This window comes from Streptomyces sp. NPDC021356 (assembly GCF_040641015.1).
Taxonomy (GTDB): domain Bacteria; phylum Actinomycetota; class Actinomycetes; order Streptomycetales; family Streptomycetaceae; genus Streptomyces.
This window is the reverse complement of sequence record NZ_JBFACU010000002.1, coordinates 76173-99987: the sequence shown is the minus strand read 5'-3', so window position 1 is coordinate 99987 and position 23815 is coordinate 76173. Positions and strand designations below refer to the sequence as shown.

Genomic DNA, 23815 nt, shown 5'->3' with positions numbered 1-23815 from the left:
CGCACCCCGCCCGGCCGTCAGTCCTGTAGCGCCGCCGCCATCATGGCGCGGGCCACCGGCGCCGCCAGACCGTTGCCGCTGACCTCCGAGCGGGCCGCGTCCGACTGCTCCACGACCACCGCGACCGCCACCTGCCTGCCGGTGGCGTCCGACGTGCCGTACGAGGTGAACCAGGCGTAGGGCACCTGGCTGTTGTTCTCGCCGTGCTGCGCCGTGCCCGTCTTGCCGCCCACCGTCACGCCGTCGATCCGCGCGTTCGTGCCGGTGCCCTGCTCGACCACCGTCCGCATCGCCGACTGGAGCTGGGCGGCCGTGGCGGCGCTGACGATCCGCTTGCTGTCCGGGTCGTCGTAGTTCTGCAACACGTCGCCGTTGCCGTCCGTGGTGCGCGACACCATGTGCGGGGAGACGAGGGTGCCGCCGTGGGCTATGGCCGCCGACACCATGGCCATCTGCAGCGGGGTCGCGGTCACGTCGAACTGGCCGATGCCGGTCAGCGCGGTCTGGGACCTGTCCATCCCGGACGGGTACACGCTCGTGTAGGCCCGCACGGGCACGTCCTGCGACGTGTCGTCGAAACCGAACTTCTCCGCCATCGCCCGCACCTTGTCCTGGCCGAGGTCGACGGCCATCTTCGCGAAGACGTTGTTGCAGGAGTACTGCAGCGCGGTGCGGATCGTGGCGTTCTCGCAGGGTGCCGAGGGGTTCTCGTTGGCCAGGTCGCGGGTGGTGCCCGGCAGCCGGTAGGGGTCCGGGCTGTCGGTCTTCACGTCCACCGACGCGTACAGTCCGTCCTCCAGCGCAGCCGACGCGACGACCAGCTTGAACGTCGAGCCCGGCGGCAGCGGCTGGCGCAGCGCCCGGTTCGTCATCGGCTTGTCGGGGTCCTCGGTGAGCTTCTTCCAGGCGCCGCCGTCACCGGTGCTGAGCGCCGTCGGGTCGTACGACGGCGTGGAGACCACCGCGAGGATCTTCCCCGTGGCCGGGTCGATCGCCACGGCGGCGCCCTTCTTGTCGCCGAGCGCCTTGTAACCGGCCTTCTGCACGGCCGGGTCGATGGTGGTGATCACGTCCCCGGGCGTGGCCCGCTTGCCGGTGACGGTGTCCAGCGGGGACTTCAGCCGGCTGTCGGACCCGTCCAGCAGGTCCTGGTACACGCCCTCCAACTGGGTCGCGCCGTAGACCTGCGAGCTGTAGCCGGTGACGGCCGAGTACAACTTGCCGTCCTCGTACGTCCGCTTGTACGCGAGGTCGCCGCTCGTGGTCCGCGCGGAGCCGGTGACCGCGCTGCCGCCCACGATGATGTTCCCCAGCGGCTGGGCGTACGTCTCGATCGCCCGGCGCCGGTTGTCCTTGTCGTCCGCGAGGGCCTTGCTGTCGTAGAACTGCACCCATGTCGCTCTGGCCAGCAGGGCGATCACGAGCAGCAGCGTGAAGACGGCGGACCGCCTGATCGTCTTGTTCATCCCGTTCATCCCAGTCATCCCGGTGAGGACGACGAACGGAACGGACCGAATCGTTCCTGTTCCGCTGTTTTCTCATCGCATGTTCATGAACCCCGCCTCGTACGCGGCGATGACCGCCTGGGTCCGGTCCCGGGCGCCGGTCTTGGCCAGCACGGCCGCCACGTGCGACTTCACCGTGGCGGGGCCGACCTCCATGCGCCGGGCGATCTCCGCGTTGGTCAGCCCGGCCGCCATCAGCCGCAGCACCTCGCCCTCCCGGCCGGTGAGCCGCGCCACCCAGGGCGCGGGGGCGCCGCGCGCGTGCTCGACGGCCAGCGCCCGCACCGCCGCCGGGAACAGCAGGGTGTCGCTGTGCGCGACCAGCCGCACCGCTCGCACCAGCGTGTCGGCGTCGGCCCGCTTGAGCAGGAAGCCGGCGGCCCCGGCGCGCAGGGCGTCGTAGACGTAGGAGTCGTTCTCGAAGGTGGTGACGACGACGACGCGCGGCGGCTCGGCGAGGCCGGCCAGGATCCGCTCGGTGGCCCGGATGCCGTCGACGCCGGGCATGCGGACGTCCATCAGCACCACGTCCGGCCGCACTTCCCGCACCACGGACACCGCCTCGGCCCCGGTCGCCGCCTCGCCCACGACGGTCAGGTCCGGCTCGGCGCAGAGGATCGCGCGCAGCGCGGTGCGCACCATGCGCTCGTCATCGGCCAGGACGATCCGCAGGGGGGCGGTCGTGGGCGGGGGAGGGGGCGTGGGCGCGGGAGCGGGCGCGGGGGTGAGGGCGGGCTCGGGTGAGGGGGCGGGCGCGGCGGTCATGTGGTTCCTTCCGGGGCTCGCGGTCGTTCCAGTCCGTTCGGTTCGCCCGGTCCATCCGGCCCGTCCGGTTCATTCTGTCCATCCGGTTCATCCGGTTCATTCGGTCCGTCGAGTCCGTCGAGTCCGTCGATTCCGGTCGGTTCGACTGGTTCGACCGGTTCGTTCAACGGCAGTCGTACGGACAGGCGCCACACCCCGGTGGCCGGTCCGGCGGTCGCGGCTCCGCCCAGCAGCGCCGCCCGTTCCGCGACGCCGCGCAGGCCGTGGCCGCCGCCGGGCCGGGAGGCCGCCTCGCGCACGGCCTCCGTGACGGGGTTCTCCACGGCGATCTCCAGACGGCCGGCGGCGGCCCGGACCCGGACGGTGACCGCGACCCCCGGGCCCGCGTGCCTGAGCGCGTTGCTCAACCCCTCCTGGACGATGCGGTACGCCTCCCGGGAGACGGTCGGCGGCAGCGCCCCGGTGTCCGCCGCCACCTCGGCCGTGACCCGCAGTCCGCCCGCACGGGTGCGGCGCAGCAGGCCGTCGAGGTCGTCGGCGAGCGTGGGGGCCGGGGCCGTCCCGGATGCCTCGCCGCCGCGCAGCACACCCAGCACGGCGTCGAGTTCACCGACCGTGCGCCGGGTGGTCTCCTCGATCGCGGCGAGCGCCTCGCGCACGAACCGCGGGTCGGTGTCGAGCACCCGGCGGGCCGCGCTCGCCTGGAGGGTGACGGCACTCAGCGCGTGCCCCACCGAGTCGTGCAGCTCGCGGGCGAGCCGGTTGCGCACGGCGAGGTCGGCGGCGCGGGCCTCGGCGGCGGCCAGCCGGTCCTCAGGACCGGGCCCGAGCAGGGCGGGCGCCCAGCGGGCCAGCAGGGCGCCGCACCCCGCCGCGCAGGCGGCGAGCGCGGTGAGCGTCGCGACACCCGCGACCGGCGCGAGCAGCGGCGCCCAGGAGCGGTCGAAGGTGCCGAGCACGGGCGCCGGGGTGTCGCGCAGCCCCGGGACGAGCGGCAGCACGACCAGTACCGCCCCGAACGGCGGCACCGCCAGGGACATGCCGGACACGATGCCGCCGAGCGCCAGGTGCAGCGTGAACCAGACCGCCGTACGCCCCTTCGCGGCCCGTGTCCGGGCGGGCCCCTCGGCCAGCCGGGCCGCCTCCACCCCGCACAGCGCGCGCACCGTCGCCACCGACATGGGCCGGGTCAGCGGGAACAGCGAGGTGACCGCGGCCAGCGGCAACCCGACGGCGAACGAGAGGAGCTGGAGCGGGAAGGAGGTGAGCACCTCGGAGGAGCCGATGACCGGGCCGACGACGACCGTGCCGACCAGCACGTAGGGCACGGCGAGGGCGCCGCCGAGGATCAGGTGGATCCAGCGGCGCCGCGCCCGGCGGCCGAGCAGCGGCCGGAGGGCCTTCCTCATGTCACCTGCCCGTTCGGGTGCTCCGCCGGGCGCCCGGTGAGGACGCGGACGCACGGGGCGGCCACCTGCAAGCCGACGATCACCTGGTCAGCGTAGGTGAGGATCGTCAACGGCGGGGGCAGGTCGGTGAGTTCCGCCTGCGAGGGCGAGGACGCCAGGGTGGGCCGCCCGCCCAGGCCGGCGGGCACGCCCGAGCCGGCCCGGGCCGCCGCGAGCGGGAGGTTCCCCGGCAGGTGCCGTCCGCCCCGGCCGGCGGGCAGGTACGCGCCGGCGACCGCGGCCGGCGTGAAGCAGACGTCGGTGACGTCGAGGACGCGGCCGCCGGCGGCGCGGTCGGCGGCTCGGCCCGGGCCGGGGCCCGTGGTCCTGCCCGACCGGTTCACCGTGCCGTCCGCCGCCCGCGCGAGCGATCGCGGCGGGGATCCCGGCATGATCGGCGCGAGCAGCCCGGTGACCGCACGCACCGGCGGGACGAGCACCCGGGCCGGGGCGCGGACAGGGAGATTGTTGACGGCGGTCGCCGTCGTGCGGTGGGCGAGCGGCGGTCCGCCGCCCGGGACGCGGACGTGACTGCCGCCGGTCCGGGCGGCCTTGAGACACGGGTACGGCGGGCAGGCCGCGGCGGCGGGGGCGCGCGGCGCACGGCGGGACCGGCCGACCGGGAGGCCGGCGGACACGGGCGCGTCCGAGTGCCGGAGGAGGGATGACCGCACCATGCGCCCACGCTCCCGCGCGGGCCGCCCGACCCGCCTCCCACCTGCCGACGATCCACCTCCGCCGCACGGGGGAGGGCCGCCTCCTCCGTACGGACCCCGCCCCGCCCGGCCAGGCCGCCACCGCGGGGGCCCCGAACGCCCGGACTCCTACTGGGCCCTGTTCACCCCCGCAGTGTCAGCACCACCTCGTCGATCTCCTCCCCGCGCGCCTGCGCGTACCCGCGGGCCGTCGTGGTCTGCTGGAAGCCGCACCTCTCCAGGACCCGGCGGGACCCCGCGTTGTCCGCCGCCGCCCGTGCGTACAGCGGTCGTTCGGGGACCTCGGTCAGCAGGGTGCGCAGGGCCGCCGTCGCGATGCCCCGGCCCCAGTACGCGCGGTCCACCCAGTACGTGACCTCCCGCTCGCCGGGTTCGCCGTACACCGCCGCGCTGCCGACCACGTCCCCGTCCGCCAGGATCGTGCGCAGCACGTCCTCGGAGGAGCGCAGTCTCAGCCAGTGGGCGTCGAAGGCGTCGCGGTCGGCCGGGTCCTTCGGTGTGAAGGCGGCCATCCGCAGCGACTCCGGGTCGTTCAGCTGCCGGAAGAACACCGGCAGGTCGCTGTCGTGGACCTCGCGGAGCGCGACGTGCATGGCTCAGAGCCTCCGGGTGGCGAGCGTCAGACGGTCACGGGCGTCGAAGAGGGCATCCTTCACCATCTGCTCGTGCGCGGGCGTCAGACGCGCCACCGGGATCGAGCAGCTGATCGCGTCCCGGGCCGGGGTGCGGTAGGGGATCGCCACGCCGAAGCAGCGCAGGCCCAGCGTGTTCTCCTCGCGGTCCACGGCGAAACCCTGCTCGCGGATCTGGTGCAGCTCCTCGATGAGCTTCTCGCGGCCGGTGATGGTGTGCTCGGTCAGCGCGGGCAGCGCCTCGGGGAGCATCTTGCGGACCTGCTCGTCGGTGTACGTGCTCAGCAGGGCCTTGCCGAGCGAGGTGGAGTGGGCGGGCAGGCGGCGCCCGACCCGGGTGAACGGGCGCAGGTAGTGCTGCGACTGCCGGGTGGCGAGGTAGACGACGTTGGTGCCGTCCAGGCGCGCGAGGTGGATCGTCTCGGTGGTGTCGTCGGAGAGCCGGTCCAGCGTGGGCCGGGCCGCCGCGACCACCTCGTCGCCGTCGATGTAGGAGGTGCCGACCAGCAGCGCGCGCACCCCGATGCCGTACCGCGTGCCGGTCGCGTCGGTCTCCACCCAGCCCAGTTCGACGAGGGTGCGCAGCAGCATGTACAGGCTGGACTTCGGATAGCCGACGGCCTCCTGGACCGCGGCCAGGGAGTGCATTCCGGGCCGGCCGGCGAAGTACTCCAGCAATTCCACGGTCCGCACCGCGGACTTGACCTGTGCCCCGCCGCCACTCTCGCCTGCCGACATCGCCCTTGACCCCTTCGTTCGACGAGAAATAGTCTCCTGGTGCATTCATCATCAGAGACGGCGTTCAGTATATCGAACGACTCCGGTGGATGACCTGCGTATGGCCCGCATACGGCCCACGTACCGCGGCAGGAACCGCGGGAACAGCACAAGAGCAGCAAGAGCAGCAAGAGCGGCAACACATGTGGAGGGAACCGCGGTGGCAGCAGCACCAGTCTGGAGTGTCGATCCCCGTACCGGGAAGCAGCGCGAACAGGTTGCGGTGGAGGCCACGGCCCAGGACGTGGACGCCGCCGTCCGCGCCGCGCACGACGCGCGCGGCGCGCTCGCCGACCGCGCCGTCCGCGCGGCCTTCCTGCGCACCGCCGCCGACCGGCTGGAGGCGGCCCGGGACCGGCTCGTGGAGACCGCCGACGCCGAGTCCGCGCTCGGCCCGGCCCGGCTCACCGGAGAACTCGCCCGCACCTGCTACCAGCTGCGGGCCTTCGCCGGCATCGTCGACGAGGGCGCCTTCCTCGACGTGATCATCGACCATCCCGACGACACGGCGACCCCGCCCATCCCCGACCTGCGCCGCTACAAGGTGCCCCTCGGGGTGGTCGCCGTCTACTCCGCCTCCAACTTCCCCTTCGCCTTCTCCGTCGCCGGCGGCGACACCGCGAGCGCGCTCGGCGCCGGCTGCCCGGTCGTCGTCAAGGCCCACCCCGACCACCCGGCCCTGTCCGAGCAGGTCGCCGAGGTGCTGCGCGGCGCCGCCGCCGAGCACGGCATCCCCGCGGGCGTACTCGGCCTGGTCCACGGTTTCCGGTCCGGCATCGAGCTGATCGGGCACCCGCTGGTCGCCGCCGCGGGCTTCACCGGGTCCGTGCGCGGCGGGCGGGCCCTGTTCGACGCCGCCGCGGCGCGCCCGGTGCCGATCCCGTTCCACGGCGAGCTGGGCTCCCTCAACCCCGTCCTCGTCACCGAGGCGGCGGCCGGCGAGCGGGCGGAGGCCATCGGAGCCGGGCTGGCCGGGTCGATGACCCTGGGCGTCGGGCAGTTCTGCGTCAAGCCCGGCCTGGTGCTCGTCCCGGCGGGCGCGGCCGGCGACCGCCTGGTGAAGTCCCTGACGGACGCCGTCGGCGGCACCGGCGACGGCGTCCTGCTCGACCACCGCATGCGTGACAACTTCCTGGCCGGCGTGGCCGAACGCACCGCCCTGCCCGACGTGGAGTCCCCCCTGGCTCCCGGCGCGGGCGGCGAGCACACGGTGAGCGCCGGTTTCCTGACCGTCCCGGCCGGGAAGCTGACCGCGGAGGGCGCCCACGACCTGCTCCTGGAGGAGTGCTTCGGGCCGGTCACCGTGGTGGCCCGCTACACCGGCGAGAGCGAGGCCACGGCCGTCCTGTCCCGCCTGCCCGGCAACCTCACCGCCACGGTCCACCTCTCCGCCCAGGAGGCGGCCGGCGAGGGACGCGGAGCCGAACTCCTCGCCGAACTCACCCCGCTGGCGGGGCGCGTCCTCGTCGACGGCTGGCCCACCGGCGTCGCCGTGGCCCCGGCCCAGCACCACGGCGGCCCCTACCCCGCGACCACTTCCACGTCCACCTCCGTGGGCGGCACCGCCGTCGAACGGTGGATGCGGCCGGTGGCGTACCAGAACGCCCCCGAGGCCCTGCTGCCGCCGGAACTGCGCGACGACAACCCGCTCGGCCTGCCGCGCCGCTACGACGGCCGCCTGGAACGCTGACGGCGGGGCGCGCCTGTCGGCGGCCCCGCGGCGGGCCGTCGGCAGGCGGGCTGGGAGACTTCGGCAATGGACGCCGAACGCCTCGAACTGCCCGCCCTCCCCTTCACCCTGCGCCCCTACGGGCCCGACGGCCGGTGGTCCTGCGCGGACGGGGTCCTCACCGGCCGGGCGGGCCCTGGGCAGGACCGTTTCGTGCCGCCCGCCGGCCAGGCGCTGGACCCCGCCTGCGACGCCCCCCGCCTGCTCGGCGCCCCGGACGGCGACTTCCAGCTGGTCGCCCGTGTCACGGTCGGCTTCGGCGCGGCCTTCGACGCGGGCGTGCTCTACGTGCACGTCGGCGAGCGGGCCTGGGCCAAGCTGTGCCTGGAGCTGTCCCCGGACGTGCCCACCGTGTGCACGGTGGTCACCCGCGGGCACTCCGACGACGCCAACTCCTTCACCGTGGACGGTGACTCGCTGTGGCTGCGGGTGAGCCGCACCGGACGCGCGTTCGCCTTCCACGCCTCCCGCGACGGCGCGCGCTGGACCTTCGTCCGCGTCTTCACCCTGGACGGGGCCGAGGAGGCGGACGGCACCCTGGTCGGCTTCATGGCGCAGTCGCCGGTGGGGGAGGGGTGCACGGTCACCTGGGACCACATCGGTTTCCGGCCGCGAGGACTCGCGGACCTGCGGGACGGCAGCTAGGATCGGCGAGAGCCGGCTTCAGGCAGGACCAGCGAGGGCCGGCTTCCGGGCCGGGCCGCAACCGGCCGTGGCCGCCGGGGCGTCCTTTCCCGCATGATCGAAGAACACGTGAGCGGTGAACGCGCGGACGGCGCCCCGGTGATCCGCGCCGCCCTGCCCGACGAGGTCGAGGTCATCGCCGACCTGCACCTCCGGGCCCGTTCGACGTACTACCCGGACGGCGTTCCGCAGGGGGACGTCGACTGGCGCGAGGCCTGGCGCGGCTCCATCGAGCGCCCGCAGACGCAGGTGCTGTGCGCCGTCGAAGGGGACCGGATCGTCGGCATCGCCTCCTTCCGCACCCCGGACGGCGCGCGCGCCGACACGGTCAGACTGTTCCAGTTCCACGTCGACCCCGGCCACTGGCGGGCCGGCATCGGCACGGCCCTGCACCGGGCCTGCGTGCAACGGTGGCGGGCCGAGGGCAGGCGCACGGCCGTCCTCGACGTCCACGCGGACAACGCCCGCGCCCAGGCCTTCTACGCCCGCCAGGGCTGGTTCCCCGACCCGGAGAACCCGCCGGCCGAGGGCGACCACCACCTGGACCTGCGGTTCACCGTGACCGGGGAACGGACCGGGGAATGATCCGGGAAATGAACCGGGGAATGAACGCGGCTGCTTGAACGTTCACGGATCGGCGACGAGACCCCCTCCGCCCCCGTACGACCTGGAGAAGAGCCGAGAGCATGCGCGTCGAGATCTGGACTGACATCGCCTGTCCCTGGTGCTACGTCGGAAAGGCCCGCTTCGAGAAGGCGCTGGCCTCCTTCCCGCACCGGGACCAGGTCGAGGTCGTGCACCGCTCCTTCGAACTGGACCCGCAGCGCGCCAAGGGCGACGTCGAACCCGTGCTCACCATGCTCACCAGGAAGTACGGCATGAGCCAGGCGCAGGCGCAGGCCGGAGAGGACGACCTCGGCGCCCAGGCCGCCGCCGAGGGGCTCGACTACCGCACCCGCGACCGCGACCACGGCAACACCTTCGACATGCACCGCCTGCTGCACCTCGCCAAGGAGCACGGCAGGCAGGACGAGCTGCTGGACGCCCTGTACCGGGCGAACTTCGCCGAGGAGCGGTCCGTGTTCGCCGAGGGCGACGACCGGCTCGTCGAGCTGGCCGTCGGCGCCGGGCTCGACGCCGCCGCCGTCCGGGCGGTGCTCGCCGACCCGGACGCCTACGCCGACGAGGTGCGCGCCGACGAGCGCGAGGCCGCCCAGCTCGGCGCCACGGGGGTGCCGTTCTTCGTGCTCGACCGCACGTACGGCGTCTCCGGCGCCCAGCCCGCCGAGGTGTTCGGGCAGGCCCTCACCCAGGCATGGGGCGACCGCGCACCGCTGACCCTGCTCAAGGACGGGAACGGCGGCGCCGAGGCCTGCGGGCCGGACGGCTGCGCGGTGCCGCAGGCCTGAGGCCGGCCCGGCCGCCGCCAGGGGGCGCATCCTCCCAGGTCAGCGCCCATGCATAAGAGGCCCTTGGAGGAACCGGGCAGAAATCCGCGATGGACTTCGACTTCCCGGGGCCGCACAGTGGTCCCATGGAGACCTTCGAGAGCCTCGTCCGTGCCGAGTTCGCCCCGAAGAACACCTACCTGAACACCGCGAGCCTCGGGCTGCTCCCGGCCCGTACGGTGGCGGCCCTGCGTACCGCGGTGGAGGCGGCGGCCACCGGGCAGCCGACCGACATGTTCGCCGACGTGGAGGCCGCCCGCGCGAGTTTCGCCCGGCTGGCGCGGGTGCCGGACCACCGGGTGGCCGCCGGCGCCTCCGTCGCCGTCTACAGCGGCGTCATCGCCGCCTCGCTCCCCGAGGGTGCCGAAGTCCTCACCGCCGAGGGCGACTTCAGCTCCGTGGTGAACCCCTTCCACATGCGCCGCGACCTGAAGGTGCGCAGCGTTCCGCTGGAGCAGCTCGCCGAGGCCGTACGGCCGGGGACGGCGCTGGTCGCGGTGAGCGCCGCGCAGTCGGCGGACGGCCGGATCGCCGACCTGCCCGCGCTGCGCGCGGCGGCGCGCGAGCACGGGGCACGCACGTACGTCGACGCCTCCCAGGCCGCCGGGTGGCTCGACCTCGACGCGGACGCATACGACTACGTCGCCGCCGTCGCCTTCAAATGGCTGCTGTGCCCCCGGGGCGTGACCTTCCTGGTCGTCCCCGAGGACCTCGGCGGCCTCCAGCCGCTGTTCGCCGGCTGGGTGGCGGGGGAGCGGCCCTGGGACAGCTGCTACGGCCCGGTCGGCGAACTCGCCCGCTCGGCACGCCGGTTCGACGAGAGCCCGGCGCTCTTCTCCTACGCGGGCGGGCGCCGGTCCCTGGAACTGGTGGAGGAGCTGGGCGTGGCCGCCGTACGCGCCCACGACCTGGCGCTGGCCGACCGGTTCCGCGCCGGACTGCGCTCCCTGGGCCACGAGCCGGTCGCCGCGCCCGGGGCCCCGATCGTCTCCGTGCCCGGACTCGGCGACCGGCAGGGCGAGTTGAGCGGCGCGGGCATCGAACTGTCCGCCCGCGCGGGCAACCTGCGGGCTGCCTTCCACCTGTACAACACCGAAGCGGACGTGGACCGCCTGCTGGACGTCCTGGCCGGGTGAGCGCACACGGGAGGCCCGCGCAGGGTCCCTCCCGCGGTCCCGCCACACGGGAAAGGGGCCTCACACGAGGAGGCCCCTTTCCCGGCTCACCGACGGGTCACTTCACCGGAGTGAAGTCCCGGGCCCCGATGAAGCCGGGGCGTCGCACCGGTGCCGCGAACGGCTCCACCGCCGTGTTCTCCACACTGTTGAACACGATGAAGACGTTGCTGCGCGGGTACGGCGTGATGTTGTCGCCGCTGCCGTGCATGCAGTTGCAGTCGAACCAGGTCGCCGAGCCGGCCCTGCCCGTGAACAGCTTGATGCCGTGCTCGCCCGCGAGCGCGGTCAGCGCCTCGTCGGACGGCGTCCCCGCGTCCTGCATCTGCAGTGACTTCTTGTAGTTGTCCTCGGGCGTCTCCCCGGCACAGCCCAGGAACGTCCGGTGCGAGCCGGGCATGATCATGAGCCCGCCGTTGGTGTCGAGGTTCTCGGTCAGCGCGATCGAGACGGACACCGTCCGCATGTTCGGCAGGCCGTCCTCGGCGTGCCAGGTCTCGAAGTCCGAGTGCCAGTAGAAGCCGCTGGCGCCGAAGCCCGGCTTGACGTTGATCCGGGACTGGTGGACGTACACGTCCGAGCCGAGGATCTGCCGCGCGCGGCCGACCACGCGCGGGTCGCGCACCAGGTTCGCGAACACCTCGCTGATCCGGTGCACCTCGAAGACCGAGCGGATCTCCTTGGACTTCGGCTCGACGATCGACCGCTCGTCGGCCCGGATCGCCGGATCGGCCACCAGCCGGTCCAGCTCCTGCCGGTAGACGGCGACCTCGTCCGCGCCGATCAGCTCCTCGACGGCGAGGAACCCGTCGCGCTCGAACGCCTGGAGGTCGGCGCCCGCGATCGGTCCGGGCGTGTCCGGGGAGCCCCAGAGGACCGGGTCCTGGCGGGGGACGCTCACCTCGGTGGCGCCGCGGGTCGGGTAGAGGTCCTTCACGGTGGCGGTGGTCATGGGTTCCTCACACCTCCTCGGGCTCGGTGAGCAGGGGGTAGACGCCGTTCTCGTCGTGGTCCTCCCGTCCGGTCACGGGCGGGTTGAAGACACAGATGCAGTGGAAGTCCTCCTTGACCTTGAGCGTGTGCCGCTCGTGGCCGTCGAGGAGGTACATGGTGCCGGGCGTGATGTGGTACGTCTTCCCGGTCTCGCGGTCGGTCAGTTCGGCGTCGCCCCTGGTGCAGACGACGGCCTCGATGTGGTTCGCATACCACATCGACGTCTCCGTGCCGGCGTAGAGGATCGTCTCGTGCACGGAGAAGCCGACCTTCTCCTTGGCGAGGACGATGCGCTTGCTCTCCCAGGTGCCGGACGCCGCCTTCACGTGCCGGTCGGTGCCTTCGATCTCCTTGAACGAACGGACGATCACGGTGGTACGTGCCTCCTTGCGGGGTTTCTCGATGGATACGGTCTCCCGGTGCCCCGCCCCGGGGACCGTGGGGCGGGGCACCGGAAGCCGGTCAGGCGGTCTCGCGGACCGCGCGGGCGAGGGCGCTCATGCCCTCGTCCAGTTCCTCGGGGGTGGTGGTCAGGGCCGGCAGCAGTTTGACGACCTCGCTCTCGGGACCCGAGGTCTCGATGAGCAGGCCGAGGTCGAAGGCGCGCCGCGCGACCCGCCCGGCCCGGCCCTTGTCGTGGAACTCCAGGCCCCACACCAGGCCGCGGCCCCGGTACTCCTTGACGTCGGCGAGGTTCTCCTCGGTGATGGAGACCAGCCACTGCTCGACCAGTTCACCGCGGGTGCGGGTCTGCTTCTCCATCGCCGCCCCGTCCGTCCAGTACGCCTCCAGGGCGGCGGTGGCGGTGACGAACGCCGGGTTGTTGCCGCGGAAGGTGCCGTTGTGCTCGCCCGGCTCCCACACGTCCAGCTCGGGCCGGAACAGGCACAGTGACATCGGCAGGCCGTAGCCGCTGATGGACTTCGAGACGGTGACGATGTCGGGGACGATCCCGGACTCCTCGAAGGAGAAGAAGGCGCCGGTGCGTCCGCAGCCCATCTGGATGTCGTCGACGATCAGCAGCATGTCCTGGCGCTCGCACAGCTCCTTGAGCGCGCGCAGCCACTCGGGCCGGGCGACGTTGATGCCGCCCTCGCCCTGCACGGTCTCCACGATCACCGCGGCGGGCTTGTTCAGGCCGGAACCCTGGTCCTCCAGGAGCCGCTCGAACCACAGGAAGTCCGGGACCGTGCCGTCGAAGTAGTTGTCGAACGGCATGGGCGTGCCGTGCACCAGCGGGACGCCGGCGCCGGCCCGCTTGAACGCGTTGCCCGTCACGGCCAGTGAGCCCAGCGACATCCCGTGGAAGGCGTTGGTGAACGACACGATGGCCTCGCGCCCCTCCACCTTCCGCGCCAGCTTCAGCGCGGACTCCACGGCGTTGGTGCCGGTCGGGCCCGGGAACATCACCTTGTACGGCAGGTCGCGCGGACGCAGCACCAGGTTCTGGAAGGTCTCCAGGAAGCGGCGCTTGGCGGCGGTGGACATGTCGAGTCCGTGCGTGACGCCGTCGCGCTCCAGGTAGTCGATCAACGCCCGTTTCAGCACGGGGTTGTTGTGTCCGTAGTTGAGGGAACCGGCGCCGGCGAAGAAGTCGAGGTACTCGTGGCCGTCCTCGTCGTACATGCGGCTGCCGCGCGCGTGGTCGAAGACGGTGGGCCAGCCGCGGCAGTAGCTGCGCACCTCGGACTCCAGGGTCTCGAAGACGCTCAGGTCGGGCTGGGTGATGGTCACGACGAATCGCTCCTCGTGTGTGGGGAGTGGGAGGTCGGTCGGGTCGGCGGATCGAAGGAGGGGTCCGCGGGTTCCGGCGGCTCGCGGGGCCCGGCGGGGCCGGGCGGGCTCGGCGGAGGCGGCGGGGTCTCGAAGGAAGCTCAGCGGGCGAGGGGGCCGATGCGGTGCAGCACCTCGGGGTCGTGCGGCCCGTCGGGGAACTCGGCCGTCCCGAACAGGACCTCGCGTTCGACGCGGGCGCCGTGCCGCTCCGCGAAGGAGGCGAAGAGGCGTTCGGAGGCGGTGTTGCCGGGGGTGATGGTGGTCTCGACGGTCGTCAGACCGCTCTCGGTGGCGACGCGGGCGGTGAGCGCGTCCAGCAGCCGGGCGGCCAGGCCGCGGCCGCGGTGGCGGGCGTCGACGGCGACCTGCCACACCAGGAGCGTGCCGGGGCGGTCGGGCCGCACGTACCCGGTGACGAAACCCACGGCTTCCCCGTCGGCGTCGCGCGCCACGGCGGAGGTGGCGGCGAAGTCGCGGCACCACAGCAGATAGCTGTACGAGGAGTTCACGTCCAGCGTCCCGGAGTCCTTGGCGAGCCTCCACAGAGCGGCGCCGTCGGCGACGGCGGGGCGCTCGATGGACACGGCATCCGGTATTTCCGTGCGGTCGGTTCGCAGGTCTGCTTGTGCGGCAGTCATGCGAATTGAACTTACCGAGCTGAATTGGAAAATGCATCGCCCGTCGCCCTTACATGCCCGGGGCATATGTGTTATCGCGCGGGCGCGCGGTCGCGCGAGACCGAGGTGAGATGCCCGGTTGCTCCCGTTATTACCTGTACAAAACGGGTGTGATTGTGGAGTGCATCACAATGGAGTAGCCCTGCCGGTGCGCCCGTGACAGCCTTGGAATTACGTCGCCGAGTGTTCGTGGAATCGTCGCGTTTAGGAATAGGAAAACGGGGCAGAAGAAGACGGGCAGCTGCCCGAATTGAATTCCAGGAATTACCCCCTTTGATTTCACGTCCCGATGACCTTGTCGATCCGCTCCCGCAGAATGCCGGCGTGCCCGTCGTGCCGGGTGTACTCCTCGATCAGGTGGATGAGAACCCACCGCACGCCGGCCTCGCACCCCGCCATGGGTCCGTCGCCGATCCGCCCCGTGTCCTTCGGCCCGGCGCACTTCGCCTCCAGGGCGGCGCGGTGGAGGCGAGCCGGCTCGCCGGCCCGGGCCGTTCCGCGCCCGGCATGAGGGGGAGGGGGCGGCCGTCGGGCGGCGTCTGCGGAACGTCCGGGGGCATGCGGGCGGCATGGCACCGGTGGCGGCTTCGGCAACCGTGCTTCTGCCCGGGGGCCCGCGCCTGTCCGGGCCCGCGGGGCGGCCAGGACAGGCTCTACCGCCAGGCGCCGGCGGCGGCGTCGTGGGCGGTCCGGAGGTCGACGGCCGTGCCGGAGACGGTGGTCAGGGCGGCGGCCAGGGCCGTCAGGGTCGCCTCGACGGTTTCCGGCGTCGCGTCCGGGCCGTAGTGGTTGACCCGGATCATCTCCTTGGCCAGGGGGCCGCCGCCCGCGGCGAGCGGGAGGCCCGGGTCCGACTCGAGGGCGCGGGCCACCAGGTCAGAGGCCGCGACACCCGCGGGGGCGCGCAGCGTGGTCGCGACCGGGGCCGCCTCGGACGCCTTGTGCACGTACGGCTCCAGGCCCCCGCCGAGGGCCTGGACACCGGCGCGGGTCGCCGCGGCGGCACGTCGGTGACGGGCCATCACGGCGTCCAGGCCGGCCGCCTCGATCCGCTCGACGCACGCCTCCAGGGCGAGCATCTCGAGCTGGGCCGGGGCGTGCAGCAGCGTGGTGCGGCCGCCGTCGATCCAGCGCTCCTTCCAGTCGAGCAGGGACAGGTAGGAGCGGCGCGGCGCCCGCGGGTTCGCCGCCATCCGGGCCCAGGCGCGCTCGCTGACCGACACCGCCGACACCCCGGCGGGGCCGCCCATCGCCTTCTGCGCCCCGATCACGCACAGGTCCACGCCCCACGCGTCCGGCAGCACCGGCTCCGCGCCGATCGAGGCCACCGCGTCCAGGTAGAAGAGGGCACCCTGCTCCCGTACGGCCTCGCCGATCTCCGCCACCGGGTTGGTGTTGCCGGTCGCCGCCTCCGCGTGCACCAGCGACACGAAGTCGATCTCCGGGTGCTCGGCGAAGGCCGCGCGGACCTGCTCGGCGGTCACCGCCGTGTGGAACGGCACCGACAGGTCGTACACCGTCGCACCGCAGTCGCGCAGCCAGTCGCCGAACGTCTGCCCGTACGGCCCGGTGATCACGTTCAGCGCCGTCGTCCCTGGGCCCGCCGTCGCCCGGATCGCGCCCTCCAGCGGCAGCAGCGCCTCGCCCTGCGTGATCACGACGTCCTGCGCGGTGCCGAGCAGCCGTGCCACCCGGTCCTCGATCGAGGCGAAGCGGGCGGCGCTCAGCGGGGCGAGGTCCAGGAAGGGGTGGGTCACGGCAGTGCTCTCTTCTCGGTCACGAGGTCGGTGGAGTCGACGCAGTCGAGAGTATCCGGCGCCCGCCTCCCGGCCGGCCCGGCCCCGACCGGGCCGCCAGGGCTAGGGTGCGGTGCATGAGCGATGGCGCGGTGCTGCACGTGAAGGGGAGGGTCCTCGCCGGCCCCGGCGACGACCAGGTCCGTGACGAACTGTGGGTGGTGGGCGGCCGGATCTCCTACGAGCGCCCGCCCGGCGCCCGGGACGTACGGACCGTCGAGGGCTGGGCGCTGCCCGGCTTGGTCGACGCGCACTGCCACGTCGGCCTCGACGCGCACGGCCCGGTACCCGAGGACGTCTCCGAGAAGCAGGCGCTCACCGACCGGGAGGCCGGGGCGCTGCTGCTGCGCGACGCGGGCTCGCCCTCCGACACCCGCTGGACCGACGACCGCGACGACCTGCCGAAGATCATCCGGGCCGGCCGCCACATCGCCCGCACCCGCCGCTACATCCGCAACTACGCCCACGAGATCGAACCCGAGGACCTGGTCGCGTACGTCGGCCAGGAGGCCCGGCGCGGCGACGGCTGGGTGAAACTGGTCGGCGACTGGATCGACCGCGACCTCGGGGACCTGTCCGCCTGCTGGCCCCGCGAGGCGGCCGAGGCGGCGATCGCCGAGGCGCACCGGCTGGGCGCCCGGGTGACCGCGCACTGCTTCGCGGAGGACTCCCTGCGCGATCTGGTGGAGGCGGGCATCGACTGCGTCGAGCACGCCACGGGCCTCACCGAGGACCTGATCCCCCTCTTCGCCGAGCGGGGCGTCGCCATCGTCCCCACCCTGGTCAACATCGCCACCTTCCCCTCGCTCGCGGCCGGCGGCGAGAGCAGGTTCCCGCGCTGGTCGGCGCACATGCGCCGGCTCCACGAGCGCCGCTACGACACCGTCCGCGCCGCCCACGACGCCGGGATCGCGGTGTACGTCGGCACGGACGCGGGCGGCTCGCTGCCGCACGGCCTGGTGGCCGCCGAGGTCGCCGAACTGGTCACCGCCGGCATCCCGGCCCTCGAAGCCCTGTCGGCCACGACGTGGGGCGCCCGGTCGTGGCTGGGCCGGCCCGGCCTGGACGAGGGCGCGCCGGCCGACCTCGTGGTGTACGAGGCCGACCCGCGGGCGGACGTACGGGTGCTGGCGGGGCCACGGCGGGTGGTCCTGAACGGCCGCGTCGTCGCGTAGCCGGAACGGGGCTCGGCGGGGTCGCCGCGGCCGGTCCGGCGGGTTGACCGAAGGTGACCGTCGCCCCGTGTGGATCGTTGTGCACTCCGTCGCGCGCGCCGGTGCGTCCGGGCGGGCGCTCGCGGGAGGGGAACCGGAGGGTGGAAGAGGCGAACACCCGTACCGGGCAAATCGAAAACGAGGACGGAAACCCCACGAAGGAGTGAAGTCACCCAGGATCGCTGACCGTTCACTCTCGGTGCGTAATTCTTTCCGGGTCCCAAGCAATCCTCTCTGGGGGTCCCACACCGTGAACGGCCACATCTTCCGCATGCCCGCACGCCGCCTCGTCACCGCGGCCGCGGCCACCGTCCTGGCCGCAGGCCCCGTGACGCTGGCCGGCGCGGGCTCCGCCCACGCGAGCGCCGACCACGGCCGCGCGAGCGCCTCCGTCCTGCGCACCGACCTCGACGTTTCCCTGCTCAACAAGACGGTGAACGTCCCGCTCGCCCTCTCCCTCGACGAGGTCCAGGCACCGGCGAGCGCCCGGGAGACCGCGCTCGGCGCCCACCTCGACGGAGTCGACGGCGGCAAGCCGTTCAGCGTGCTGCGCGCCGACGTGGCGAAGGCGGACGCGACGGTCTCGGCGGACAGGGCCGAGGGCAGCGTCGACCTCGCCCACGCCCGCGTCCACGTGCCCGGTCTGCCCCTGCTGTCCGTCATCGAGGTCGACCAGGTCACCGCCAGGGCGACCTGCGCGGCCGGCAAGCCGCCGGTCGCCACCAGCGACGTCCTGGGCGCCGTGACGGTGCTCGGCAAGAAGGTGACGCTCTTGGCGGGGGGCGCGACCCGCGTGCGGGTCCCGGCCGTGGGCGAGGTCCGCCTCGACCTGTCCCAGCACGAGACGGCCTCCCGTACGGCCGCGGCGACGGCCCTGCGGCTCAAGATCTCCGTCAACCCGCTCAAGCTCAACGTGGCGGAGGTCGAGGGCACGCTCACCCTCGCCCGGGCGACCTGCGAGTCCCCCGCGGCCCCCGAGGAGTCACCGCAGCCCGCCACCACCCCCGCCGCGCACCCGGAGCCCCAGGGCGCCGCCGCCACCGAGGCCGTCGACCCGACGCCGTCCGCCAGGCCCACGAAGGCCGCGGACGCGAACCTGGCGGAGACCGGAGGCAGTTCCCTGACGCCCTACCTCGCGGCGGGCTCGGCGGTGCTGCTGGCCGTCGGCGGGGGAGCGGTCGCGCTGACCCGCAGGCGCAGGGGCTGAGCCGGCGCGCCCGCGCCCGCGCCACGGGCCCCGGGGCACGGACACGGCCTCAGGCGCGGGCGCGGGCACGGGCGTTCGGGCGGCCCAAGGGCCAAGGGCCTGGGGAGATCAGCCCGGCGTGTGCTCCGTGCCCGGCCGGCCGGGCACGGAGCGCGACGCGGCGCGCGGTACCGCACCCGACGCGGCACCCGGCACGGCGTCCAGCGCCGTGTCCAGCGCGTCCAGGAACCCCTCCGTCACCCCCCGCCCCCGCACGGCCACCCGCACCCAATCCTCCCCCAGCCCCGGGAACGTGTCCCCGCGCCGCACCGCGTACCCCAGCGCGCGCAGCCGCCGCCGTACCTCCACCGCCCCGGCCACGCGCACCAGCACGAACGGGCCCTCGGCGGGCCCGGCCACCCGCACCCCGCGCTCGGCGAAGGAGGCCAGGCCCGCCACCAGGTGGGCCCGGTCCGCCGCGATCCGGTGCGCCGCGTGCGCCGCCTCCGCCAGCGCCCGCGGCTCCACGCAGGCCACGGCCGCGGCCAGCGCCGGACTGGACACCGGCCACAGCGGCTGGACCCGCTCCAGTGCGGCGACGGTCTCCGGGCAGGACAGCACGTACCCGATCCGCAGCCCGGCCAGACCCCAGGTCTTGGTCAGGCTGCGCAGGACCACGAGGCCGGGCACGTCGGTCCGCCCGGCCAGCGCCTCCCGCTCGCCCGGCACCGCGTCCATGAACGCCTCGTCGACCACCAACGTCCGCCCCGGCCGCGCCAGTTGAGTGAGGACCGCCGCCGGATGCAGCACCGAGGTCGGATTCGTCGGGTTGCCGACCACGACGAGGTCCGCGTCCTCGGGGACGTCCGCCGGGTCCAGCCGGAAGCCGTCCGCCTCGCGCAGCAGCACCCGGTCCACGCGGTGCCCCGCGTCCCGCAGCGCCGCCTCCGGCTCCGTGAACTGCGGATGCACGACGACCGGCCGGCGCGCCCCCGACGCCCGCGCCAGCAGCACGAACGCCTCCGCCGCGCCCGCCGTCAGCAGCACCCGCTCCACCGGCAGCCCGTGCCGGGCGGCCACCGCGGCCCGCGCGGACCGCCCGTCCGGATAGGCGGCCAGCGAGCCCAGCGAGTCGGCGATCCGCTCCCGCAGCCACGGGGGCGGGGTGCCGGTGCGCACGTTCACGGCGAGATCGACCAGCGCGGAACCGTCGTCCCGCACCTCCGCGTCGCCGTGGTGCCGCAGGTCGTGCCCGCCGTCCTGGTACGCCATCTGGTGGTCCTCACTGCGCATGCGGATGCCTGTGCCCCTCAGAAGGGAGGTGCTCGTGGTGGTGGTGCCCGTGCCGTCCGTCCTCGTCCGGGGGGAAGTGCGGCCGGCGCGCCTCGCTCTCCGGGTGACAGTGCGGCCGGCGCGCCTCGGCCTCCGGGTGCGCAGCCGCCTGCTCAGAGGTCTGCCGCCGGACCCCGTCGGGCAGGACCGCGGTCTCCACGCCCGCGCACCCGCGCCCCTCCCACAGCGGCCGTGCCGCCCTGGACACCTCGGCGCCGGCGTCCGGGTCGGTCGAGCCGGGCCCGGCCGGCAGCACGGTCGCGTTCCCGGCGCAGGGCCCGAGGCCGACCACCACGAGCCGCCCGCGCACGGGCCGCCGTACGACCGCGCACGTCGCCATGGCCGGACGCCCGTCCGCCCGCCGCGACTTCCGTTTGGGTACGAGGAGTTCGCCGCCGCCGGCGAGCGCGGCGGCCTCCGCGACCGACGGGGTGCCGACGGAGGCGAGCGGCGCGGCGGACGGGTTGGGCACCGCCACCCCGGCCAGCTCCCCTGCGGAGTACGTCACCAGGGGCACCCCCAGCCGTTCGGCCGCCGCGACGACGCCGGGCTCGGTCGCCTTCGTGTCCACGGTGGCCAGCCGGGCGAGGTCGCGCGCGGACAGTCCCGCGTCCCGCAGCGTGCCCTCGATCAGCCCCAGCACCTCGTCGGCCGGCGCTCCGGTGGAGGCGCCCACCCCGACGACGAGGGACCGCGGCCTGGGGACCACCTCCCGCCCGCCCGGCGCGAGCGCCCGGTCCGTCACCCGGACGGCGTACTCCGCCGCCGTTCCCCCGGGCGCGGGGGGCAGCACGGGCAGCGACCACGGCACCTCGGCGGCGAGGGCCACCGGCTCACGGTCCAGCAGCGCCCGCGACACCCCGGCCACATCCCCTTCCACCGGCAGCCGGACGAGGAACCCGGCCGCGCCCACGGCGTCCGTCGCGGTCGTCACCACCCAAGCCGTTCCCGGCACGGCGGCGACCGCGTCGGCGAGGACGCCGGCGCCGCCGTCGTGCCCGCCGGGCAGCGGCTCGACCAGCCCGGCCACCGCGCCCGCGGCCAGGGGGCACCCGAGCTGTTCGCACTCGGCGACGGCGGCCCGTACGGCCTCCGTGACGCCTCCGGCGTGGGTCCGGGCACGCTCCGGCCACGCCGCGGCGAGCCGGCCGCATGCCACCGCCCCCGCCACGCCCGCGGACATGAGGCCGATCACCGGTCGAATCCTTCTGACCCGGACCCGGACCCGGACCCGGACCCGGACCCGGACCCGGACCGGGAGGCGGCCGCGGCCCCGGATCGGGACCCGGGTACGGACCCGGCCGCCGGGGGCCGTACGCCCCACAGCAGGAAAACGGGGTCCGCCGCCGGCCGGCTCACCTCCTCCGGCGGCTGCGGCGCGAGCCGGGACGCCTGGAGCACCACGCCGTCGCAGGTCAGACCGGCGTCGGTGAGTGCCTGACGGACGGCCGGCACCCGGTCGGGGGCGGCGAGGGCGACGACCACGGTCCGCCGGGCGCGGCGCGCGCAGGCGCTGACGACGACCGGCAGGTCCCCGCCCCGGCCCCCGCCCCCTTCCCCGACGAACACGGCGTCGGGATCGTCGGCGAGCCCGGACAGCGCCCCGGGCGCCGCCCCCTGCACGACCGCGACGTCCACCCCGCGGGCGGCGGCGTCGGCCCGCACCCGTGCGGCGCCGTCCGCCTCCTCCTCGACCGCGACGACCGCCGCACCGAACCGGGCGCACTCCACGGCCACCGGGCCCGTCCCGGCGCCGACGTCCCAGACCAGGTCGCCCGGGCGCGGACCGAGCCGGGCCAGGGCCAGCGCCCGCACCTCCACCGTGGTGACGCCCGCCTCACGGCGCGCGAAGGCGTCCTGTTCCAGCGCCCAGCCCGCGCCGGGCGCCTCGGGCCCGGCGAGCGTCGGCATGGGACCGAGGGCCCGCTCCTCGTCCAGGCAGAGCACCACGTTCACGGCCGTCCCCCAGTCCCGGGCGGCGGCCTCGGCGGGCGTGACCCGTTCGACGCGTTCGCGGGCGGGGTCGCCCAGCGCCGTCGCCACCACCAGCACCCGCTCGCCGGACGGGGTACGGGCCAGCGCGGCCCCCAGCTCGGCGGGCCCGGCGCCCGGCCCGGTCAGCACGGCGACCTTCGGCCGGGCCCGGCACACGTTGACGGCCGTCCGCAGCTCCCGTCCGTGCGCGCTGACCACCACGGCGTCGTCCCACGGCAGCCCGGCGCGCGCGAAGGCGGCGGCGACGGAGGAGACCCCCGGCCGCACCTCCAGCGCCCCGGCACCGAACCGTTCCGCCAGCGCCCGTACGATCCCGAAGAACCCCGGATCTCCCGAGGCGAGCACGACCACGCGCCGCCCCGCACCGGTGTACCGCTCGATCACGTCGAGGGCGGGCGGAAGCGGCCCCAGCACGACCCGACGGACGCCTTCCGGCAGTCGTACGGCCTCCAGGTGCCTGCGTCCGCCCACGACGAGGTCGGCGCCGTCGAGCGCCCCGCTGTCCGCAGGCGCCCCCGTACCCGTGCCGATGACCGTGATCACGAACTCGCCCCCCGCGCGCGCAGGGCCCCGCGGGCCGGGCAGTTGCCCAGCGGTTCCGGCACCCGCCGGCCGCTGCGGGCCGCCGGCGGGAGGACGGCCGGGGCGGCGCCGTGCCGGCCGGACTCGCACACCTCCTCGCCCGGCGGCACCGGCGTCGCCGCCACGTCCACGGTGTCCGCGCCCTCGCGGGCGTGTCCGAGCGCGTCGGCCCGGGCGAGGCCGGCCGCCTGCGTCACGACGTCGGCCCCGGCGATCGCGCGCGCGGCGCGGAACGTCAGCAGGTCGGCGGCGCCGGGACCGGCACCGGCGAAGGTCACCTCGGCGGTGAGGGCATCGACCATGGGGACGGGTCCTCTCGTACGGAATGTCATGGTGTGCGGGGGTCGGGCCATGGCCGGATGTGCGCGATCGGGGGGTGATCGGATAGCAAGGGCACATGGCGGTCTTCGTCGCGCTCGGCGCGTTCCTGATGACGCTGGCCGGCGGCTGGACGGCACAGCGGGTCACCGACCGCCGCCATCTGGTCCTCGGACTGGCCGGCGGCCTGATGCTCGGTGTGGTCGGTCTCGACCTGCTGCCCGAGGCACTGCGCGCGGTGGGCCGGGAGGTGTTCGGCGTACCCGCGGCCCTGCTGCTCTTCGTGGCCGGCTTCCTGCTGGCCCACCTGGTGGAGCGCCTGCTGGCCGCCCGGCAGGCCGCGCACGGCGGCGACGAACACCATCAGCACCGCGCCCCCGAGGTCGGCCTCACGGCGGCGGCCGCCATGGTCGGCCACAGTGCGATGGACGGCGTGGCGATAGGCGCCGCGTTCCAGGTCGGCGGTGGCATGGGCGCCGCCGTCGCCCTCGCGGTCATCGCCCATGACTTCGCGGACGGCTTCAACACCTTCACCCTCACCAGCCTCTACGGCAACGCCCGCCGCAAGGCGGTGGCGATGCTCGTCGCGGACGCGCTGGCCCCCGTGGTGGGCGCCGCCTCGACGGCCTTCGTCCGCATCCCCGAATGGTTCCTCGGCGGCTACCTCGGCCTGTTCGGCGGCGTACTGCTCTACCTCGCCGCCGCCGAGATCCTGCCCGAGGCCCACCACGAGCACCCGGCCCGCTCGACCCTGTTGTGCACGATCGCGGGCGCCGCTTTCATCTGGCTGGTGGTGGGCCTGGCGGCCTGAGCGCGACCGCGCGCGGAGCCCGCACACGGGACTCACGGCCTGCCGCCCCGCCCGCCCGCGCGCCGGGCCGGCGCGATGCGCGTCGACGGGCAGGGCAGCGCGGCGGCCGGCCGGACCGGCTCCTGCGACAGCGCCGGCGCCGGCCCTCGCACGGCGGCACCGATCCGCCCGCCCTCGCGCGGCGCCTCGACCGTATCGCCCGCCCGCGCCCGCTCCCCGGCGGCGTCCCAGGCGCCCGCGCCGGCCGGCCTGCCGT

At 74.6% G+C, this 23815-nt stretch carries 23 protein-coding genes and 2 pseudogenes; 8 read left to right on the top strand and 17 right to left on the bottom strand.

The genetic code is table 11. From position 1 onward, the window contains the following. Positions 1–17 precede the first annotated feature (17 nt). The 6 genes from AB0G56_RS02625 to AB0G56_RS02600 all read right to left on the bottom strand — a co-directional run bounded on the left by AB0G56_RS02625 (position 18) and on the right by AB0G56_RS02600 (position 5804). Positions 18–1466: a penicillin-binding transpeptidase domain-containing protein gene (locus tag AB0G56_RS02625; RefSeq protein ID WP_360962496.1), complete on the bottom strand. Its 1449-nt coding sequence runs from the start codon at positions 1464–1466 to the stop codon at positions 18–20. 72 nt (positions 1467–1538) lie between these two features. Then, positions 1539–2270, bottom strand: coding sequence for a response regulator transcription factor (locus AB0G56_RS02620; protein ID WP_360962493.1), 732 nt, complete (start codon positions 2268–2270; stop codon positions 1539–1541). Next, positions 2267–3679 (bottom strand): histidine kinase, encoded by a 1413-nt coding sequence (locus AB0G56_RS02615; RefSeq protein WP_360962490.1) that lies wholly within the window; start codon positions 3677–3679, stop codon positions 2267–2269. Before AB0G56_RS02615 ends, AB0G56_RS02620 begins: the two co-directional genes overlap by 4 nt. Beyond that, positions 3676–4395 carry a hypothetical protein gene (locus AB0G56_RS02610; protein ID WP_360962488.1) on the bottom strand — a complete coding sequence of 240 codons (720 nt, stop codon included), beginning with the start codon at positions 4393–4395 and terminating at the stop codon, positions 3676–3678. The genes AB0G56_RS02615 and AB0G56_RS02610 overlap by 4 nt, the downstream gene beginning before the upstream one ends. Positions 4396–4556: 161 nt before the next feature. Continuing rightward, positions 4557–5027 (bottom strand): GNAT family N-acetyltransferase, encoded by a 471-nt coding sequence (locus AB0G56_RS02605; RefSeq protein ID WP_360962484.1) that lies wholly within the window; start codon positions 5025–5027, stop codon positions 4557–4559. Between the two features lie 3 nt (positions 5028–5030). Then, complete coding sequence (locus tag AB0G56_RS02600; protein WP_360962481.1) at positions 5031–5804, bottom strand: IclR family transcriptional regulator; 774 nt, start codon at positions 5802–5804, stop codon at positions 5031–5033. A 199-nt stretch (positions 5805–6003) separates the two neighbouring features. On the opposite strand from AB0G56_RS02600, the gene AB0G56_RS02595 reads away from it, so the two are divergent. The 5 genes from AB0G56_RS02595 (at position 6004) to AB0G56_RS02575 (ending at position 10840) form a co-directional block, all read left to right on the top strand. Further along, positions 6004–7533, top strand: a complete 1530-nt coding sequence (locus tag AB0G56_RS02595) for an aldehyde dehydrogenase (NADP(+)) (protein WP_360962478.1) — start codon at positions 6004–6006, stop codon at positions 7531–7533. Between the two features lie 66 nt (positions 7534–7599). Then, entirely contained in the window at positions 7600–8217 is a 618-nt protein-coding gene (locus tag AB0G56_RS02590; RefSeq protein WP_360962475.1) for a DUF1349 domain-containing protein, read from the top strand. A 93-nt stretch (positions 8218–8310) separates the two neighbouring features. After that, positions 8311–8841, top strand: coding sequence for a GNAT family N-acetyltransferase (locus tag AB0G56_RS02585; RefSeq protein WP_360962472.1), 531 nt, complete (start codon positions 8311–8313; stop codon positions 8839–8841). A 101-nt stretch (positions 8842–8942) separates the two neighbouring features. Further along, complete coding sequence (locus tag AB0G56_RS02580; RefSeq protein ID WP_360962470.1) at positions 8943–9665, top strand: DsbA family oxidoreductase; 723 nt, start codon at positions 8943–8945, stop codon at positions 9663–9665. Positions 9666–9754: 89 nt separating this feature from the next. Continuing rightward, entirely contained in the window at positions 9755–10840 is a 1086-nt protein-coding gene (locus AB0G56_RS02575) for an aminotransferase class V-fold PLP-dependent enzyme (protein ID WP_360962468.1), read from the top strand. A 97-nt stretch (positions 10841–10937) separates the two neighbouring features. Here the strand turns inward: AB0G56_RS02575 and thpD are convergent, their stop codons facing one another. The 6 genes from thpD to AB0G56_RS02545 all read right to left on the bottom strand — a co-directional run bounded on the left by thpD (position 10938) and on the right by AB0G56_RS02545 (position 16082). Beyond that, the gene (gene thpD, locus AB0G56_RS02570; RefSeq protein WP_360962465.1) at positions 10938–11831 is read right to left on the bottom strand and encodes an ectoine hydroxylase; all 894 of its coding nucleotides are present in this window, start codon (positions 11829–11831) and stop codon (positions 10938–10940) included. A gap of 7 nt (positions 11832–11838) precedes the next feature. Further along, positions 11839–12243, bottom strand: coding sequence for an ectoine synthase (locus tag AB0G56_RS02565; RefSeq protein ID WP_037860869.1), 405 nt, complete (start codon positions 12241–12243; stop codon positions 11839–11841). A gap of 91 nt (positions 12244–12334) precedes the next feature. Next, a complete protein-coding gene (ectB, locus tag AB0G56_RS02560) occupies positions 12335–13606 on the bottom strand; it encodes a diaminobutyrate--2-oxoglutarate transaminase (protein ID WP_360962462.1) in 1272 nt (423 codons plus the stop codon). Positions 13607–13746: 140 nt separating this feature from the next. Then, positions 13747–14286: a diaminobutyrate acetyltransferase gene (gene ectA, locus AB0G56_RS02555; RefSeq protein WP_360962459.1), complete on the bottom strand. Its 540-nt coding sequence runs from the start codon at positions 14284–14286 to the stop codon at positions 13747–13749. A 318-nt stretch (positions 14287–14604) separates the two neighbouring features. Further along, positions 14605–14703, bottom strand: coding sequence for a DUF664 domain-containing protein (locus AB0G56_RS02550; protein WP_360962456.1), 99 nt, complete (start codon positions 14701–14703; stop codon positions 14605–14607). A 275-nt stretch (positions 14704–14978) separates the two neighbouring features. Next, positions 14979–16082 (bottom strand): aminotransferase class V-fold PLP-dependent enzyme, encoded by a 1104-nt coding sequence (locus AB0G56_RS02545; RefSeq protein WP_360962453.1) that lies wholly within the window; start codon positions 16080–16082, stop codon positions 14979–14981. A 116-nt stretch (positions 16083–16198) separates the two neighbouring features. Between AB0G56_RS02545 and AB0G56_RS02540 the strand changes: the two genes are divergently transcribed. Together AB0G56_RS02540 and AB0G56_RS02535 are read left to right on the top strand one after the other, a co-directional pair. Further along, positions 16199–17296: an amidohydrolase family protein gene (locus tag AB0G56_RS02540; RefSeq protein WP_360962451.1), complete on the top strand. Its 1098-nt coding sequence runs from the start codon at positions 16199–16201 to the stop codon at positions 17294–17296. A 289-nt stretch (positions 17297–17585) separates the two neighbouring features. Further along, complete coding sequence (locus tag AB0G56_RS02535; RefSeq protein WP_360962448.1) at positions 17586–18542, top strand: SCO1860 family LAETG-anchored protein; 957 nt, start codon at positions 17586–17588, stop codon at positions 18540–18542. A 108-nt stretch (positions 18543–18650) separates the two neighbouring features. Here the strand turns inward: AB0G56_RS02535 and cobC are convergent, their stop codons facing one another. The 4 genes and pseudogenes from cobC to AB0G56_RS02515 form a co-directional block, all read right to left on the bottom strand. Next, on the bottom strand, positions 18651–19814 hold the full coding sequence (gene cobC, locus AB0G56_RS02530) for an Rv2231c family pyridoxal phosphate-dependent protein CobC (protein WP_360962445.1): 1164 nt from the start codon (positions 19812–19814) through the stop codon (positions 18651–18653). Positions 19815–20121: 307 nt separating this feature from the next. Further along, positions 20122–21048: pseudogene (locus AB0G56_RS02525) on the bottom strand (cobalamin biosynthesis protein); the annotation flags it as partial. Continuing rightward, positions 21045–22391 carry a precorrin-6y C5,15-methyltransferase (decarboxylating) subunit CbiE gene (cbiE, locus tag AB0G56_RS02520; protein ID WP_360962442.1) on the bottom strand — a complete coding sequence of 449 codons (1347 nt, stop codon included), beginning with the start codon at positions 22389–22391 and terminating at the stop codon, positions 21045–21047. The pseudogene AB0G56_RS02525 and the gene cbiE, both read right to left, overlap by 4 nt. Beyond that, a complete protein-coding gene (locus tag AB0G56_RS02515) occupies positions 22388–22732 on the bottom strand; it encodes an SAM-dependent methyltransferase (protein ID WP_360962439.1) in 345 nt (114 codons plus the stop codon). Before AB0G56_RS02515 ends, cbiE begins: the two co-directional genes overlap by 4 nt. 95 nt (positions 22733–22827) lie before the next feature. Between AB0G56_RS02515 and AB0G56_RS02510 the strand changes: the two genes are divergently transcribed. Further along, positions 22828–23559 (top strand): ZIP family metal transporter, encoded by a 732-nt coding sequence (locus AB0G56_RS02510; RefSeq protein ID WP_360962436.1) that lies wholly within the window; start codon positions 22828–22830, stop codon positions 23557–23559. 32 nt (positions 23560–23591) lie between these two features. Here AB0G56_RS02510 and AB0G56_RS02505 read toward each other — a convergent pair. Then, a pseudogene (locus AB0G56_RS02505) lies at positions 23592–23765 on the bottom strand (precorrin-2 C(20)-methyltransferase); the annotation flags it as partial. Between the last annotated feature and the right edge of the window lie 50 nt (positions 23766–23815).

Bases quoted from the DNA above. Each gene is read 5' to 3' on its own strand.
- AB0G56_RS02515 (WP_360962439.1), bottom strand. From the start codon at position 22,732: ATGGTCGATGCCCTCACCGCCGAGGTGACCTTCGCCGGTGCCGGTCCC.
- AB0G56_RS02585 (WP_360962472.1), top strand. From the start codon at position 8,311: ATGATCGAAGAACACGTGAGCGGTGAACGCGCGGACGGCGCCCCGGTG.
- AB0G56_RS02605 (WP_360962484.1), bottom strand. From the start codon at position 5,027: ATGCACGTCGCGCTCCGCGAGGTCCACGACAGCGACCTGCCGGTGTTC.
- AB0G56_RS02575 (WP_360962468.1), top strand. From the start codon at position 9,755: ATGGACTTCGACTTCCCGGGGCCGCACAGTGGTCCCATGGAGACCTTC.
- AB0G56_RS02590 (WP_360962475.1), top strand. From the start codon at position 7,600: ATGGACGCCGAACGCCTCGAACTGCCCGCCCTCCCCTTCACCCTGCGC.
- AB0G56_RS02625 (WP_360962496.1), bottom strand. From the start codon at position 1,466: ATGAACAAGACGATCAGGCGGTCCGCCGTCTTCACGCTGCTGCTCGTG.
- AB0G56_RS02580 (WP_360962470.1), top strand. From the start codon at position 8,943: ATGCGCGTCGAGATCTGGACTGACATCGCCTGTCCCTGGTGCTACGTC.
- AB0G56_RS02540 (WP_360962451.1), top strand. From the start codon at position 16,199: ATGAGCGATGGCGCGGTGCTGCACGTGAAGGGGAGGGTCCTCGCCGGC.
- AB0G56_RS02610 (WP_360962488.1), bottom strand. From the start codon at position 4,395: ATGGTGCGGTCATCCCTCCTCCGGCACTCGGACGCGCCCGTGTCCGCC.
- thpD (WP_360962465.1), bottom strand. From the start codon at position 11,831: ATGACCACCGCCACCGTGAAGGACCTCTACCCGACCCGCGGCGCCACC.
- ectA (WP_360962459.1), bottom strand. From the start codon at position 14,286: ATGACTGCCGCACAAGCAGACCTGCGAACCGACCGCACGGAAATACCG.
- AB0G56_RS02620 (WP_360962493.1), bottom strand. From the start codon at position 2,270: ATGACCGCCGCGCCCGCCCCCTCACCCGAGCCCGCCCTCACCCCCGCG.
- AB0G56_RS02510 (WP_360962436.1), top strand. From the start codon at position 22,828: ATGGCGGTCTTCGTCGCGCTCGGCGCGTTCCTGATGACGCTGGCCGGC.
- AB0G56_RS02600 (WP_360962481.1), bottom strand. From the start codon at position 5,804: ATGTCGGCAGGCGAGAGTGGCGGCGGGGCACAGGTCAAGTCCGCGGTG.
- cobC (WP_360962445.1), bottom strand. From the start codon at position 19,814: ATGCGCAGTGAGGACCACCAGATGGCGTACCAGGACGGCGGGCACGAC.
- AB0G56_RS02615 (WP_360962490.1), bottom strand. From the start codon at position 3,679: ATGAGGAAGGCCCTCCGGCCGCTGCTCGGCCGCCGGGCGCGGCGCCGC.